Below are 15,593 nucleotides of genomic sequence, written 5' to 3' on the forward strand. Positions count from 1 at the left end.
AAACCTTACTTTTTCGCAGTTTTTTTCTGGAAATTCCGGGCCGAGAGCCCTTTTACACGTTTTTTATTCTTTGCATTTGCCCCGTCATAAACCGGAATGGACGCAAGAACATTCAGTCCAAGATATGTCTCTACATCTTCCGGTGTCTTTACTGTATCGTCCAGCATAAATACCAGAATGATAATACCGGCAGAAATCAGAATTCCGAGAATTGCGACGATCAGCGTATTACGCATCACGCTCGGGCTGCTCGGGCTGTCCGGCAGGTTCGCTTCCTCTACCGTCTTGACAGAGTCAACATCCATGATATCCTGAATCTGAATTCCTACCGCCTGGCGTACCGCATCTGCAATATCTCTTGCCTGTTTCGGTTCGGCGTCTCTTACATTAATGGACATGACACGGGTATCTGTCGGTGTGGTAACCGTGATCTTATCCGCCAGCTCTTCTGTATCCATATCAAGATTCAGAACAGAAATAACTTCTTCCAGAACCGGACGGCTCTTTACCAGTTCCGCATAGTCTTTCGTCAGCTGTGATCCTGTCTGCAGATCATTGTATGTCACGTTTCCGGTGTCCGTTGTTCTGGTCAGCACATAGAACCGGGTTGTTGAAGTATACATTGGCGTAATAAAAAGTTTGGTTCCAACAAATGCCAGAAGCCCCAGCAGGATTCCTGACAGAATAATAATATGTGCCTTGCTCCATAACGTCATAAACAATTCGGTGAGATCTATTGTAATCTCATCATTTTCTTTCACATTCTGGTTTGTCCCTTCCATAAACACTATACCTTCCTAATTCATTCTCATTTAGTACTCGTCAATCTCTTCATTGCGAAGAACTTTCTTGGCATTTTGCCCGAAGATCTGGTCCGCATACTCTTCACCGCAACGTTTGACAACTTCTTTGTATGCCTCCTGCATCTTCGGTGACCGCTTCTCCGGACCATGTGCATCTGTCCCTACCAGCTGGACAAGATGCGCTTTTAATACCTCCCGCAGAAACTTCTTTACGCTTCTGCCGTAACTTCCTGTAATGCTTCCCGCGTTCACCTGGAGATACGCCCCCATCTCCCTGAGATATTCTACGTTTGAGATATCTTCTCTCAGGCAGTTGTAACGCTCAATGTGCGCAATAATAACGGTGTGGCCGCTCATTTGAAGCTTTCTCACAGCATTCAGGATATACTGGAAATCGTCTCCCGGCGAAAACTCCACCAGGATATATCTGGATTTTCTGATGCTCACTGCTTTCCCGGTCTTTAAAAGCTCCGGGACATCCTCCCCGTAATAAATCTCCATCCCAAGACAGATCTGCATCTTCGGGTGAACTTCCTTTGCAAGCTTTCGAGTCAGGAGCAACTGTTTCTTGATCAGATCGATATCATTTTTCCCTCTCTGCTTGTGATAGTGAGGGGTCGCCACCATGATCTGTATCCCCTCATCCCATGCTTTCTCCAGCATGGCCTTTGTTTCTTCCGGAGACTGGGATCCATCATCCACCCCCGGCAGAATGTGACAATGAATATCTACAAACTGGTTCATCTATCCTACTCCAATCTTTCCATACTATTGCTTTGTCAACTATTATACGTTATCCACTCCGCAATTTTCAAGCAATAGTTACAATCCTTTCTATTTTTTTACGTCGTTATTACAATTTATTACAGTAATTCCTCCTCTCCGGTCAGTTCTCATTCCTTTTTATCTTGATTCGCGGCAGAAAGATTCTATTTTTTCTACAACTTCTTCAATCGTCATCTCTGAGCTGTCAATCAGCTCTGCGTCTTCTGCGCGGCACAGCGGGGAAATCTCTCTGGTCATATCTCTTCTGTCACGTTCTTCTATATCTGCTGCGATCTGAGCATAATCGCAGGATTCCCCTTTTCCCAACAATTCATTGTACCTTCGTCCGGCTCTCGTGTCAACACTTGCCGTCAGGAATATCTTGACATCTGCATCCGGCAAAACACTTGTTCCGATATCTCTGCCGTCCATTACAACATCTTCTCTCCTTGCCAGATCCCGCTGCAGTTCCAGCAGTCTGGCGCGTACCGCCGGAACGGCCGAGCTTTTTGATGCCATATTTCCGACTGCTTCCTCCCGGAGATGGTCTGTAATATTTTTATCATTTACATAAATCTGCTGCTTTCCATTTTCATAGGCAATGTCAATTTTCACCTCTTCACATGCTTTTGTGACCGCCTCTTCATCGTCCGGCCGGATTCCTTTTGTCAGAAAATACCAGGCTAGCCCCCGGTACATTGCCCCGGTGTCTACATAAATAAAGCCTTTTCTTTCTGCCAGAAGTTTTGCTATGGTGCTTTTCCCGGCGCCGGCCGGTCCGTCAATCGCTATCTGATAACCCATTATTTTCATCCTCCGATACTGTATTTATTCTCAGTCTGACTGTGCCTTATTCCTCAGAAGCACAGGAACCCGCCGCATTTCCGGTAGACCATGCAATCTGAAGATTGAATCCGCCTGTCACAGCATCCAGATCCAGAACCTCTCCCGCAAAATGGACATGTTTTACCAGTCTGGATTCCATCGTCGCCGGGTTGATCTCCCTGACATTGACGCCTCCCTGTGTAATAATGGCTTCATTGAAATCCCGAAGCCCGGTAATGGTCAGCTCCAGACCTTTTAGCAATGCCGCGAAAGCAAGCCTCTCTTCTCTGGTGATTTCGTGGATCTTCTTTTCCGGATGAATCCGGCTCTGCTCAACAGCCACCGGAATCATCTTGGCCGGGAGAAGCCTGGCAAGTGCGTTTTTAAACTGCTTGTTCTTATTCTCCTCGAAATCCCGCAGAAGTCTCGCATCCAGCTGTTCAAAGGAAAGCGCCGGCTTCAAATCAATCCGGAGTCTCAGCGGTCTTTCCTCCAGAATTTTTCCGACAAAAGAGCTGGCGCTTAATATCATCGGCCCGCTCACTCCATAGTGCGTAAAAAGCATTTCACCAAAATCTTCGTAAAGGACTTTCGCCCCGTCCAAGATGGTAATTGCCGTATTCTTAAGAGAAAGGCCCTGAAGATCTTTCACAAAAGATTCCTTCGTCTCCATCGGCACCAGCGCCGGACGGATGCTGGTTACGGTATGTCCAAGGGTTTTTGCAAACCGGTAACCGTCTCCTGTTGACCCTGTCGTCTGGTAGGAGTTTCCTCCTGTGGCGATAATACATGTATCTGCCTGTACTTCCGTCCCGTCCGCAAGGTACAGGCAGGCAAACGCCCCGTCTTTTGTTCCGATCTGCTGTACTTTCGTGTTTAAGTGTACCTGAACTCCCTGGCGTTTCAATTCATCTCCCAGTACACGGATGACATCAGAAGAATGATCGGACTCCGGAAACACCCTGTTTCCCCGCTCTGTTTTCATCTTCAGTCCGATTTCGCTGAAAAACTCCATGGTCTCTTCGTTTGTAAATCCGTAAAAACTGCTGTAAAGGAACTTTTTATTTGTAACCACAGAATCCAGAAGCTCTTCCATATCACAGGAATTCGTCAGATTGCACCTTCCCTTTCCGGTAATATAGATCTTTTTACCCAGTTTTTCATTTTTCTCAAATAATTCTACCTGGTTTCCATTTCTTGCTGCGAAGATGGCGGCCATCATTCCTGCCGCGCCTCCTCCGATTACTACTGTTTTTCCCATTCCGTTCTCCTCTGATCATTCACTTTCTTCTGGTCCGGAAAATGAAGTGGTATTTTATCACTGACCGGATGCAGTTCATCGCTTGAGTAAACCTGATACTCATCCCAAATCTGTTCCAGTGTCCCCAGCGTGTCCACAACCTCGTCCTGCTTTTTCATGCAGAGTGCAACCACCAGCGCATTAATCACACTCAGCGGCGCCACAAGCGAATCCACAATCGAAGCCATATCGCTGCGCGCGATCAGACTGCAGGACGAATAAAGATTCATCGGTGAGTGAACGCTGTCCGTCAGTGTGATGATCTTTGCCCCCCGGTTGTTTGCAAATTCCAGAGCCTTTAACGTTCTCATGGAGTATCTCGGGAAGCTGATACCGATGATCACATCCTCCTCCGTAATCCGGATAATCTGCTCAAAAATCTCACTGGAACTGTTCGTGTCCACGCTGACCACATTGTCCCGGATCAGATTCAGATAAAAGCCAAGAAAATTTGCAAGTGTGGCACAGCTTCGTATGCCCACAATGTAGATTTTCCTGGCATTTAAAATCGTATCGACCGCCGTCTCAAAGGCATTCTGATCAATATGCTCCATCGTCAGCTTAATCTTCTCTATATCCGACTGGAGCACACTCATCAGAATCTCAGACTGGCTGATCCGTCCGTAAGTAACCTCCATCCTCTGAATAAAATTCAGACGGTTGCTCACAAGCTCCTCAAGTGCTTTCTGAAACTGCGGATAGCCCTTGTACCCAAGACCGGACGCAAAACGTACAACTGTAGACTCACTGACACCGACCACATCACCCAGTCTGGCCGCAGTCATGAAAACAGCCTTCTCATAAGAAGACCGTATATAGTCCGCCAGTTTCTTCTGGCTCTTGCTCATCCCGTCATATCGCTCCTCAATTCTTTCAAGCAACTCATTTTTGCCGGTCATGACTAACTCCTCCAAAAGTCCATAATAGCTAATTAAGTATACTCCTTTTTCACCTTAATTACAAGCATTTCACAAGAGTCGACAAGAAAGAGGACAAAGATTTAAGCATTTATTAAATTTTGGGGACGTGTTCCGATTCATCGGAACACGTCCCCAATAGAAAAATCTGTATTGCTTTTTATTTAGAAGTTGTACGTTTAAACAGGATAACTTCCGTTTTTTGTGTCTGCAATTGTCTCGTCTACTTTTGTCTGCTGTGCCTGACGGTATTTGAAAAAGTCGATTGCAACCTGCGGGAAGAGGGCATAGGTCAGTACATCTTCGTCCTGCTGTTTCCACTGTTTCATCTCGTTTTCGAGTGTTTCCAGTTCGTCCGGGATAAGATCTGCCGGGCGGCAGGTGATGCAGTCATCGATTTCGTCGCCGAGGCATTTTTTCTTGACGTCTTCGTTGAACGGGCAGACAGTTGCGCCGTATTTGCCTTTCAGGATATCTTTTGTTTCTTTGGTTGCCATTTTGTAGCGTTCTCCCATCAAAACGTTGAAGACAGCCTGTGTTCCTACGATCTGGGAGGATGGTGTGACAAGCGGCGGTTCCCCGAGGTCCTTTCTGACTCTTGGTACTTCTTCAAGCACTTCATAATATTTGTCCTCCGCTCCCTGTTCTTTCAACTGGGAGGTCAGGTTGGAGAGCATGCCTCCCGGTACCTGATAGAGGAGTGTTTTGATATTAACTCCCAGATTCTTCGGATTTAAGAGTCCGCTTTCCAGTGCTTCATCACGGATCGGGCGGAAGTAATCTGCGATCTCGGACAACAGCTGCTGGTCAAATCCGGTGTCGTACGGTGTTCCTTTGAATGTTTCTACCATGACTTCGGTTGCCGGCTGGGATGTTCCGAGCGCAAATGGTGACATTGCCGTATCGATCACATCTACACCTGCTTCCACTGCTTTTAAGTAGGTCATGGATGCGACTCCGGATGTATAGTGGGTGTGGAGCTGGATCGGAAGGTTCGTTGCTTCTTTTAAAGCGGTTACAAGTTCGGTTGCTTTATAAGGAAGCAGAAGGCCTGCCATATCTTTGATGCAGATGGAATCCGCACCCATCTCCTCGATTTCTTTTGCTTTCTGTACCCAGTATTCCAGAGTGTAGGCGTCTCCGATTGTGTAGGAGAGGGCCACCTGTGCATGGGCTTTTTCTTTATTTGCCGCCCTGACTGCGGTCTGAAGATTCCGAAGGTCGTTCAGACAGTCGAAAATGCGGATGATATCAATTCCGTTTGCAACGGATTTTTGCACAAAGTACTCTACTACATCATCGCCGTAAGGACGGTATCCGAGGATGTTCTGTCCGCGGAACAGCATCTGCAGCTTTGTGTTTTTAAAACCGTCACGGAATTTACGGAGCCTGTCCCATGGATCTTCTTTCAGAAAACGTAAAGAAGCGTCAAAGGTTGCTCCTCCCCAGCATTCCACGGAATGATATCCGACTTTGTCAAGTTTTTCTACGATCGGCATCATCTGCTCGGTCGTCATTCTTGTTGCGATCAGGGACTGATGTGCATCACGCAGAATCGTCTCTGTTATTTTAATTGGTTTTTTCTCTGCCATTTCAATCTCCTCCTCGAACTTATTTCACTCCGAATATCGCCATAAATGTTCCTGCCACGACTGCCGTTCCGATAACCCCGGCTACGTTTGGCCCCATTGCATGCATCAGAAGGAAGTTTGTCGGATCTGCCTCAGCACCGACTTTCTGTGATACTCTGGCTGCCATCGGCACTGCAGATACTCCTGCGGACCCGATCAGCGGATTGACCTTGCCTCCGGTTACATAGCACATGACTTTACCAAGAAGAACACCCGCCGCGGTACCGAACGCGAATGCGATCAGTCCCAGGATGACGATCTTGATCGTATCCAGATTCAAAAACGCTTCCGCGCTTGTCGTTGCTCCTACGGAAGTACCAAGCAGGATGACAACGATATACATCAACGCGTTGGACGCGGTTTCTGTCAGCTGGCGTACCACTCCGGATTCACGGAAGAGGTTTCCAAGCATCAGCATTCCGACAAGCGGTGCTGTCGTCGGAAGAATCAGGCAGACAACAATGGTAACGATGATCGGGAAGAGGATCGCTTCCAGCTTGGATACCGGCCGGAGCTGTTCCATCTTGATCTTACGTTCTTTTTCTGTTGTCAGAAGCTTCATGATCGGCGGCTGGATAATCGGTACCAGTGCCATGTAGGAATAAGCCGCTACCGCAATCGGTCCAAGAAGTGCGGTCTGCTGAAGCTTTCCGCAGAGGAAAATCGATGTCGGTCCGTCCGCTCCGCCGATGATGGCGATTGCTGCCGCTGCTTTGTCAGAAAATCCCATTGCCATTGCCCCGAGGTATGCTGCAAAAATACCAAACTGTGCAGCTGCTCCCAGAAGGAAGCTTTTCGGGTTCGCAATCAGCGGGCGGAAGTCTGTCATTGCTCCGACACCCATGAAAATCAGTGACGGCAGAATAGACCACTCGTCCAGTTTATAGAAATAATACAAAAGTCCACCGGTTCCATTATCCGAATCTTCAAAAGACAGCATAATGTCCGGATAGATATTTACAAGGAGCATCCCAAAAGCAATCGGAACGAGAAGAAGCGGTTCAAACCCTCTGTTGATCGCAAGATACAGAAACAAGCATGCAACTGCAATCATGATCAGGTTGCCAACCGTCAGGTTCAGAAATGCCGTCTGCTCTACAAGACGCCCTAACGTCTCAACTATATAGCTCATGTTCTAACCTCCAATTGTCAGTTGTCATTAATTTAATGTTGCAAGCAAGGTTCCCGCTTCACATGCATCTCCTACTGCAAGTTCGATACTTGCCACTGTTCCGTCTTCCGGAGCAACAACAGGGATCTCCATCTTCATCGCCTCAATGATGACAACCGGCTCTCCTCTTTTGACTTTCTGACCTACAGAAGCTTCGATTTTGAATACTTTTCCGGCCGCCCCTGCTTCCACACGGATGCTGCCTGCACCCTGCGTTTTTTTCGGAGCCGGTGCCTTTGGTGCTTTCGGTGCTGCCTTTGGTGCCGCTGCCGGCGCAGATGCCGCTCCTGCTTCATTCTTCTCTTCTACTGTAACGTCATATACGTTTCCATTTACTGTAATTGTATAACTTTTCATGATTGCTTCCTCCTATTTCCACTGACTGTTCTTTCTTCTTTTTTTAATGGAACGTACTACAAATCCGTCTGTAGAAGTCCCCTCACTTGCCGCGATTGCCGCACTGATGACTGCAACCAGCTCCAGATCATCCGTCAGATCCTCTTCCTGGACAGTCTCTTCTTCAACAGCAGCAGGTGCTGCTTCTGTCTGTTTCGGCTCTGTCTTTTTCTGCTGTGTTTTCCCGATCAGGCCGAACAGGGAAATGATAAAGGAAATGAAAATCAGTACGACAAACACGGTTCCCATTCCAAGGACGGTATTCAAACCGGCCTTCTGAAGGATTTCCCCGGTTGAATATTTGGCCGCCGCCGTAAAACTCTCCATCTCCGATTTTTCGTTAAACTCAATCGTAATCTCAGCATCTCTGTCTTCGTACTCGGCATCTGTTGTCAGCATGATGCTGTCCGAGCTCTGCTCCACAGTGAAATCTCCGTGGCTGATATAATCACCACACTCTTCAATTCCAGCTTCCCACGCATCAATCATCGTGGTAAAATTGGACGCCTGCACATTAAATCCTGACTGAAGCAGTGTCAGATTCAACTGCAGTTCACTTACATCCTTAAATGCATCCAGTTCTTCCGTAGACATCTGGCTGAAACTTGAGATCAGCGCATCCGCCTGCTCGATCATTGTATCTTCATCATAATTTGCATCAGAACTGCTGCTGCATCCGGAAAGAGTAAATACGAGGGCAAGGATGACTGCAAATAAACTAATTCTTTTCTTCAACTCGTCTCACCTCTCTATACCGTTCCGTGCTTTTTGGACGGACGGTCCTCTCTTTTTGTGAACAGCATCTCCAGAGCTCCGATCACATACTTTCTTGTATCTTCCGGACGGATCACTGTATCCACATATCCTCTTGCCGCCGCAGATGCCGCGCTTTCCTGCATACTGCGGTACTGATCTTCTTTTTCCTTTCTCTCATCCGCAGACACGTCAGGATACATGATCTTTGCCGCAAGACCTGCTTCCATTGCTCCGATTTCGGCATCCGGCCATGCATAAACCATGTCAGCTCCAAGTGCCTTGCTGTTCATTACAAGGTAACCGCTTCCAATCGCTTTACCTGTCATAACATTCACCTTCGGCACCGTTGCATTCGCAAATGCGTAGACCAGTTTTGCCGCTTCTCTTGCAAGTGTTTTCTCACTGCATTTTGATGCCTTGAATCCATTGACATCTGTCAGTGTCAGAACCGGAATCTCAAATGCATCGCAGAATGTCACAAAATCAGCTGCTTTCCGGCATCCTTTTGCAGAAAGAGAGCCGTCAAACTCCTGCTGTACTTTGCCTTCTTCATCGTATACTTTGGAACGGTTCGCAACAGCTCCGACCGTCAGTCCGTTCATCCGGACAAAACCGGTCACCATTTCTTTTGCGTACCCTGCCTTTACTTCTATAAATTTCTGATCATCAGCGATCATCGATAACACGAGGGCAGCGTCATCGGCTCCATTTTCAATTCCCGCGCATAACCGGTTCAGGTCGTCGGTGCATTCTTCATAAGAATCGTTGTCCTCATTGTTTGCAGGAAGCATACAGATCAACTCCCGGATACCGGTCAGGATTTCATTTTCTGTTCCAAGGAAATCTACATTACCGGCCTCCTCTGTCTGAAACGCCGCACCGGACGTGTCGCATTTTTCTATGTGATTGCCCGGGATCGCATTCGGGGAATTGACAAAAAGCTTTCCTTTTTCTTCCATGAATGTGAAATCGGAAAGTCCGGAAAGGATTGCAGCTCCACCGCCGCAGGTACCAAACACAGCAGTAATCTGCGGGATCACTCCTGAAGCGAGTGCCTGTTTCGCATAAATACTGCCAAACGCCTGCAATGCGTCTGTTCCTTCCTGAAGCCTGAGTCCTGCACAGTCAATCAGGCCGATCACCGGTGCCCCCATTTTCATCGCCATGTCATAAAGGCCTGTAATCTTCTTTGCGTGCATCTCTCCGACTGCTCCGCCGAGTACCGATGCATCCTGGCTGTACACATAGACCAGACTGCCGTCAATGACTCCATATCCGGTGATCACGCCATCTCCCGGAACCTTGCTTTCCTGCATGTTGAAATCCGTGTTCCTGGCTGTGACAGCGCCACCGATCTCAACAAAGCTGCCGGCATCCAGTAATTCTGAAATCCTGAAAACTGCCGGCGTTTTTGCTGCTTCATTACTCATAAACCTAGCCCTCCATTTGTGATATATTCCTAAAAGTTAAACCAAATTTTAGCCAATTATATTATACTTTTTCTAATATCCTTTTTCAAGAGTTTATGTGAAATTTTTGACATATTTTTTCACTCGTATATTGCGTTATCATATTAACGTATTAATGTTTTTTCAACATATTTCAAGCTTTTTCTACACTTGGCCCAATATAATTTTTAGTTTCTTTCTTTATCTGTCTTTTTTTTATGAAAATTTAATAATTTTGGACTGTGTTACAAAAAATTCATTGTGTCGACACGGAAACTGTGCTAAAATAGCCATTACAGGGATGTCATAATGTTATAAAGGAATACCAAGGGAAATGACATCTTTTGTCTTTTTTATGGCATAAGCAGTAATACAGATTCAGGAAAACCCGGAAGCGTCATGTTTTCTTCCAAGTCAGAAAAGATGCGTTTTTCCGGTGCCGGCCGGGGCAGTTTCCCGCTTCTGTCTTACTTTCCCGAAAGGGAGCATCTTTCAGTGTGCGGCTAGTGCAGTACCGTTCTCTGTCAGATAGCGGATATTGTTCCAGATGCCTGAAATGACCGGATTTTATTTTTGCGGAATATCCAGTCTTTGACATATTTTTGTCTGTCTCCGCAGATAAAATCAGGGAAGTTCACCATCCGGAACAAGAAAAGGGAGTACTCCTCTTCCGTTTTGCCAGATTGTCTTCATTTTCGAAGGCAGAGACTACAAGGCAGACCATTCCCTGACTTCTGCTTCCGGCAGTTGTTCATTCTGTCTTAGATGTTGTTCTTTTGCGAACTATATTCCTTTACATAGTCTTTTCCAGCCGGTATATTATGGAAATGGATTTCATAATCTGTAAAAGACACCTGGCCGAAAGGCCGCTTTTGTCTGACTGAGTCCGGCATGATCTGCTGCATCAGAAAGTGTCTGTTTCAATTAGACAGCTCATCACACTTTGGTATGTTGAGTAAGTTTTCTTTCTTAATTAATATAGGGAAGAAAATGACTTGGATGATTTACGTATGAGAAATCAAAAATTAAATTGGAGGGTTTTGACTATGGGAAACACAGCTACTAAATCCAAGAAAGGTTATCCTTTTGGTTTCTACGCTTGTGCTCTGGGATTCACATTTGAAAGATGTGCATTCTACACAGTTAAATGGCTTCTTGCTATTTGGCTGGCTACGGAAACAACAAGTTCAATGGGTGGTATGGGACTTTCTTCTGTAGAAGCAGGTCAGGTTTCCGCTTATTTCGTAGCATTTACTTACATTACTCCTATGATCGGCGGTTACCTCGCTGACTACTGGGTAAGCCCGAGACTTTGCGTAGTTCTTGGTATGATTCTTATGGGTGTCGGCTACCTTATCGGATGGCAGGCAAGCAACATGACACTTGTATGGGTAATGATTATCTTTGTATCTGTTGGTACAGGTTTATTCAAAGGTAACTTATCCGGTGTCAACAGTTTGATGTTTGATGATCAGGATGAACTGAACTCAGCATTCTCTGTACAGTACTCTTTCGTTAATATCGGTTCTTTCATTGGAACGACATTCGTAGTACTGCTTGCAGATTCTCAGGGATATCAGTTCCTGCTGCTTATCGCTGGTGCTCTTCTGCTCATCGATGCAGTTTGGTTCCTTGCTAATGGTAAATCTCTTGGTGACAAGGGTAAACAGCCATTCAAGAAAGACCAGAGATCTTTCGTTGACAAAGAGAAGAAATCCGCAGAAGAAACCAAACCGCTTACATCCGGCGACAAAAAACGTATTGTTGCTATCGTAATCGTTACACTTTTCTCTGCTATTTTCTGGATTGCATGGTATATGTCCTACAACGTAGTATACTACTACTTCGGATTCGGCGACAGCTCCGAATTCCTGAACTGGGCTGACTGGAGCCTGTTCGGATGGCAGATTCCGCAGACATCCTACTTTGACTCTCTGAACGCTTTGACATGTATCGTTCTGGGACCTGTATTCGCTGTTGTATGGGCTAAAATGGCAGCAAGACCGCAGGGCGATATGTCCATGTTCAAGAAGACAGCTATCGGTATCTTCTTAGTAGGTCTTTCCTACGTAGCTATGGTTGTAGCTAACGTAATTCGTGGCGACGGACAGTGCTCATGGTTCTGGGTAATCTTGATCGCATTATTAATGTCCGTTGGTGAAATGATTTTCTCACCACTTGGAAACTCCTTTATTTCCATGTTCGCACCGGCAAAACTGATGGGATTCCTGTTAGGATTCTGGCCAATCGCTGTATTTATCGCTACACTGATTTACCCGAACCTGTACGGTGCTCTCGATGCTGGTTCAAGAGCTGGTAACTTCAACCTGTACTACAGCATCATTGCTGCAGTTGTTATCATCTGTGGTGTTCTGCTGTACGCATTCAGCGGCAAGCTGGATAAACTGGCTGATGAAAAATAATTGAAAACCAAAGGATTTCCACATATTGATTGTGTGTGATTCCTTAGAAAACAATCTGTTTTCCACAGACCGGCATGACTTTTGTCATGCCGGTCTTGTTATATCATTTTCTATGTTTTTTGTACATTTTTTACAATTTCTTCCATATAAGATTTGAACTTAAGCACCAATAGTGATAAAATATTTATATCTAAAATTATTTCAGATAAAAAGGAGGTTTTTCTCATGACTGTTGTAGCAGATAGAATCGCCAGACTTCGTGCACTGATGGCAGAAAAAGGAATTGACGCATATGTTGTTCCGACTGCTGATTTTCACCAAAGCGAATATGTAGGCGAACACTTCAAAGCAAGAAAATTTATTACAGGATTCAGTGGTTCCTACGGTACTGCTGTCATCGGAAAGGACGATGCCGGACTCTGGACAGACGGAAGATATTTCTTCCAGGCTGAAAACGAAATGAAAGGAAGCGGTATCCGCCTGATGAAGATGTTTGTAGGCGATACACCTTCTGTTACAGAATGGCTTGCTTCCTATGTTCCGGAGGGAGGCACTGTCGCATTTGACGGACGTGTACTTTCCATGGGAGAAGGTCAGGAGTATGAAGAAGCACTTGCTTCCAAAGGAATTCGTATCGATTATATGGAAGATCTGATCGACTCGATCTGGGAAGATCGCCCGCCTCTTTCAGACAAACCGGCATTTTTCCTTGAAGAAAAATATTCCGGAGAAAGTACCTCTTCCAAACTGGAGCGCGTGAGAAAAGCAATGTCCGAACAGGGTGCTACCGCACATGTGATTGCATCGCTCGATGATATCTGCTGGCTGTTAAATGTCCGCGGGGACGATATCGATTTCTTCCCGCTTCTGCTCTCCTACGCCATTGTAAAAATGGACAGTGTAGAACTCTATGTGGACGACAGTAAATTAAACGAACAGATCCATGCAGAATTTGCAAAGAACAATGTAAATATTCATCCATACAATGACATTTACGAAGATATCAAAACACTTTCTGCAGATGAAGTCGCTATGATCGATCCAATGAAAATGAATTATGCACTTTACAAAAACATTCCTTGCAAAATTGTAGAATGCGCAAACCCGACTATCCTCATGAAAGCCATGAAAAACCCGGTTGAACTTGAAAATATCAAAGAAGCTCATATCAAGGACGGTGTGGCAATCACAAAATTCATGCACTGGATCAAAACACGCTACGATAAAGAGGTTATCACAGAATTAAGTTCCGCTGCAAAACTTACATCCCTGCGCGCTGAACAGGAAGGCTACATCCGTGACAGTTTCGAACCTCTTTGCGCATTCGGCGACCACGCAGCCATGATGCATTATTCACCATCTGAAGAAAGTGATGTACAACTCAAGGAAGGTGGATTCTTCCTCAATGATACAGGCGGCGGTTACTATGAAGGATCTACAGACATCACCCGTACTTTTGTACTCGGTTCTGTCAGCGATGAAATGAAAAAATACTATACCGCTGTTGTACGTGCCATGATGAATCTTGCGAGAGCAAAATTCCTCTACGGATGTTACGGATACAATCTTGACGTCCTTGCAAGAGGACCAATCTGGGAACTGGATCTTGATTTTCAGTGCGGCACCGGCCATGGCGTAGGATACCTTGCAAATATTCACGAACCACCGACAGGCTTCCGCTGGTATGTCGTACCGAGCAAGAACGAACACCACCAGCTCGAAGAAGGCATGGTTATCACTGACGAACCGGGAATCTACGAAGACGGCAAATTCGGAATCCGTACCGAAAACGAATTCATCGTCAGAAAAGGAACCAAAAACAAATACGGACAGTTCATGTACTTTGAAACCATTACTTTCGCACCAATCGACCTCGATGGAATCGATCCGGAATACCTGTCCAAAACAGAAAGAGAATGGCTCAATAACTACCACAAACAAGTATATGAAAAAATTTCTCCACACTTAACAGACGAAGAAAAAGAATGGCTCAAAACATATACAAGAGAGATCTAATTTGAAATCGGGGGACGTGTTCCGACGCATCGGAGCACGTCCCCAATGTGTTAAAAAACACCTCTCGATGCTATTGTCTGAATTTATCGAGTCTTCTAAGCAATTCTTTTCTCGACATAACTCTGGGATCCAGCATCGTTTCTGCAAAATCTTTTCGATTCTCAGGTAATTTTTGCAAATCCCAGAACTGTAAATCTGGATGTTCTTCCAAATAGATTTCTATCCATTTCCGAAATATCCTTTCTTTCTGTTCTTTGGTATCTTCCGGCAAATCTTCTATATAAACTTCTTCAAGTTGAGGAATCACTCTTTCTGCTGAATAAGTCATCTGTCCACTTTTAATAAACTGACGTGCGTTTTCGCGAATAAGCCCCTTTTTTTCATAAATGTATTCTTGGGCGCTGCTGTATTGATATCGGTTCATTTTTCCTGTAATCTTTGCTTTGACTGGATTTAAGTGGATATAATAGAAACACTGCCAGAGATATTCTTCACTTTCAATTGGGAAACTTTTAAATCTGTTTTGAAATACATGTCCATTTCTTTCCATCTTTCGGTTGTAATACATTGCATAAGCCGTCTGCACAGCTTTCATGTACTCAGAAATCTCTTTCAGTGGTCCGTGCAGGAGAAGGTGTAAATGATTCGACATAATACAGTACGCATAGATTTCCACCGTCTCTACTTCCTTCTCTTTTAAATACTTTGTCAACTTTTCTTTATGTCGATTTGTTTCAAAAATGCGTTCTCGATTGATTCCCCGGATGATTACATGATAAAAATCCGAAGAAGATTTTCTTCTACCATTTCTTGGCAATTCATCACTCCGTTCTGTAAATTTCAAATTAAAAATTGAAAATAAATAAGATACAATTTAGAAAAAAGAAACTAAAAGATATGATTTCAGATTTTTTTCATCGGGGACAGGTTCCGATACGCCGGAACACGTCCCCAAAAATATTATACTCTTTTTTATAGAAGTGTGCCACTGTTTCTTATTCTTTTTATGTATATTTCGACGACACTGAACTGAAAAGTTTATTTCCACTTTAAATGGGCTAAAGTGGATTTTAGTCTTACGCTTATTTCTACTTCCATTCCTGTTGCAGTTTGTCTTACACTGGTCTTGGTTGACAGTCGCT

At 45.1% G+C, this 15,593-nt stretch carries 13 protein-coding genes; 2 read left to right on the plus strand and 11 right to left on the minus strand.

The genetic code is table 11. The features are described 5' to 3' along the window. Positions 1-5: 5 nt before the first annotated feature. The 10 genes from B5G11_RS13905 to B5G11_RS13950 all read right to left on the minus strand — a co-directional run bounded on the left by B5G11_RS13905 (position 6) and on the right by B5G11_RS13950 (position 9,994). Positions 6-782, minus strand: coding sequence for a Wzz/FepE/Etk N-terminal domain-containing protein (locus tag B5G11_RS13905; RefSeq protein ID WP_087254862.1), 777 nt, complete (start codon positions 780-782; stop codon positions 6-8). A 30-nt stretch (positions 783-812) separates the two neighbouring features. Beyond that, positions 813-1,547, minus strand: a complete 735-nt coding sequence (locus B5G11_RS13910) for a CpsB/CapC family capsule biosynthesis tyrosine phosphatase (RefSeq protein ID WP_087167281.1) — start codon at positions 1,545-1,547, stop codon at positions 813-815. A 159-nt stretch (positions 1,548-1,706) separates the two neighbouring features. Beyond that, on the minus strand, positions 1,707-2,372 hold the full coding sequence (cmk, locus tag B5G11_RS13915; protein WP_087167282.1) for a (d)CMP kinase: 666 nt from the start codon (positions 2,370-2,372) through the stop codon (positions 1,707-1,709). Positions 2,373-2,418: 46 nt separating this feature from the next. Next, the gene (locus B5G11_RS13920) at positions 2,419-3,654 is read right to left on the minus strand and encodes an NAD(P)/FAD-dependent oxidoreductase (RefSeq protein ID WP_087254865.1); all 1,236 of its coding nucleotides are present in this window, start codon (positions 3,652-3,654) and stop codon (positions 2,419-2,421) included. Then, a complete protein-coding gene (locus B5G11_RS13925) occupies positions 3,639-4,592 on the minus strand; it encodes a MurR/RpiR family transcriptional regulator (RefSeq protein WP_087254868.1) in 954 nt (317 codons plus the stop codon). Before B5G11_RS13925 ends, B5G11_RS13920 begins: the two co-directional genes overlap by 16 nt. A 197-nt stretch (positions 4,593-4,789) precedes the next feature. Next, entirely contained in the window at positions 4,790-6,202 is a 1,413-nt protein-coding gene (locus tag B5G11_RS13930; RefSeq protein ID WP_087167285.1) for an oxaloacetate decarboxylase subunit alpha, read from the minus strand. Between the two features lie 19 nt (positions 6,203-6,221). Further along, entirely contained in the window at positions 6,222-7,373 is a 1,152-nt protein-coding gene (locus B5G11_RS13935; RefSeq protein ID WP_087254871.1) for a sodium ion-translocating decarboxylase subunit beta, read from the minus strand. A 27-nt stretch (positions 7,374-7,400) separates the two neighbouring features. After that, positions 7,401-7,769 carry a biotin/lipoyl-containing protein gene (locus B5G11_RS13940; RefSeq protein WP_087167287.1) on the minus strand — a complete coding sequence of 123 codons (369 nt, stop codon included), beginning with the start codon at positions 7,767-7,769 and terminating at the stop codon, positions 7,401-7,403. A 12-nt stretch (positions 7,770-7,781) separates the two neighbouring features. Further along, entirely contained in the window at positions 7,782-8,543 is a 762-nt protein-coding gene (locus B5G11_RS13945; RefSeq protein ID WP_087254875.1) for an OadG family transporter subunit, read from the minus strand. A 14-nt stretch (positions 8,544-8,557) separates the two neighbouring features. Continuing rightward, positions 8,558-9,994: a carboxyl transferase domain-containing protein gene (locus tag B5G11_RS13950; RefSeq protein WP_087254879.1), complete on the minus strand. Its 1,437-nt coding sequence runs from the start codon at positions 9,992-9,994 to the stop codon at positions 8,558-8,560. A 1,064-nt stretch (positions 9,995-11,058) separates the two neighbouring features. Here B5G11_RS13950 and B5G11_RS13955 point away from each other — a divergent pair. Beyond that, the gene (locus B5G11_RS13955) at positions 11,059-12,435 is read left to right on the plus strand and encodes a peptide MFS transporter (RefSeq protein ID WP_087254882.1); all 1,377 of its coding nucleotides are present in this window, start codon (positions 11,059-11,061) and stop codon (positions 12,433-12,435) included. A gap of 225 nt (positions 12,436-12,660) precedes the next feature. Further along, the gene (locus B5G11_RS13960; RefSeq protein ID WP_087254885.1) at positions 12,661-14,451 is read left to right on the plus strand and encodes an aminopeptidase P family protein; all 1,791 of its coding nucleotides are present in this window, start codon (positions 12,661-12,663) and stop codon (positions 14,449-14,451) included. Between the two features lie 70 nt (positions 14,452-14,521). Here B5G11_RS13960 and B5G11_RS13965 read toward each other — a convergent pair whose 3' ends face one another. Beyond that, entirely contained in the window at positions 14,522-15,268 is a 747-nt protein-coding gene (locus B5G11_RS13965; protein WP_158099295.1) for a transposase, read from the minus strand. Between the last annotated feature and the right edge of the window lie 325 nt (positions 15,269-15,593).

Origin of the sequence: Drancourtella sp. An57, from assembly GCF_002161525.1 — a bacterium.
Taxonomy (GTDB): Bacteria; Bacillota; Clostridia; order Lachnospirales; family Lachnospiraceae; genus Sellimonas; species Sellimonas catena.

Excerpts from the sequence above, each read along its gene's own strand:
- B5G11_RS13905 (WP_087254862.1), bottom strand. The coding sequence starts at position 782 with ATGGAAGGGACAAACCAGAATGTGAAAGAAAATGATGAGATTACAATA.
- B5G11_RS13910 (WP_087167281.1), bottom strand. The coding sequence starts at position 1,547 with ATGAACCAGTTTGTAGATATTCATTGTCACATTCTGCCGGGGGTGGAT.
- cmk (WP_087167282.1), bottom strand. The coding sequence starts at position 2,372 with ATGGGTTATCAGATAGCGATTGACGGACCGGCCGGCGCCGGGAAAAGC.
- B5G11_RS13920 (WP_087254865.1), bottom strand. The coding sequence starts at position 3,654 with ATGGGAAAAACAGTAGTAATCGGAGGAGGCGCGGCAGGAATGATGGCC.
- B5G11_RS13925 (WP_087254868.1), bottom strand. The coding sequence starts at position 4,592 with ATGACCGGCAAAAATGAGTTGCTTGAAAGAATTGAGGAGCGATATGAC.
- B5G11_RS13930 (WP_087167285.1), bottom strand. The coding sequence starts at position 6,202 with ATGGCAGAGAAAAAACCAATTAAAATAACAGAGACGATTCTGCGTGAT.
- B5G11_RS13935 (WP_087254871.1), bottom strand. The coding sequence starts at position 7,373 with ATGAGCTATATAGTTGAGACGTTAGGGCGTCTTGTAGAGCAGACGGCA.
- B5G11_RS13940 (WP_087167287.1), bottom strand. The coding sequence starts at position 7,769 with ATGAAAAGTTATACAATTACAGTAAATGGAAACGTATATGACGTTACA.
- B5G11_RS13950 (WP_087254879.1), bottom strand. The coding sequence starts at position 9,994 with ATGAGTAATGAAGCAGCAAAAACGCCGGCAGTTTTCAGGATTTCAGAA.
- B5G11_RS13955 (WP_087254882.1), top strand. The coding sequence starts at position 11,059 with ATGGGAAACACAGCTACTAAATCCAAGAAAGGTTATCCTTTTGGTTTC.
- B5G11_RS13960 (WP_087254885.1), top strand. The coding sequence starts at position 12,661 with ATGACTGTTGTAGCAGATAGAATCGCCAGACTTCGTGCACTGATGGCA.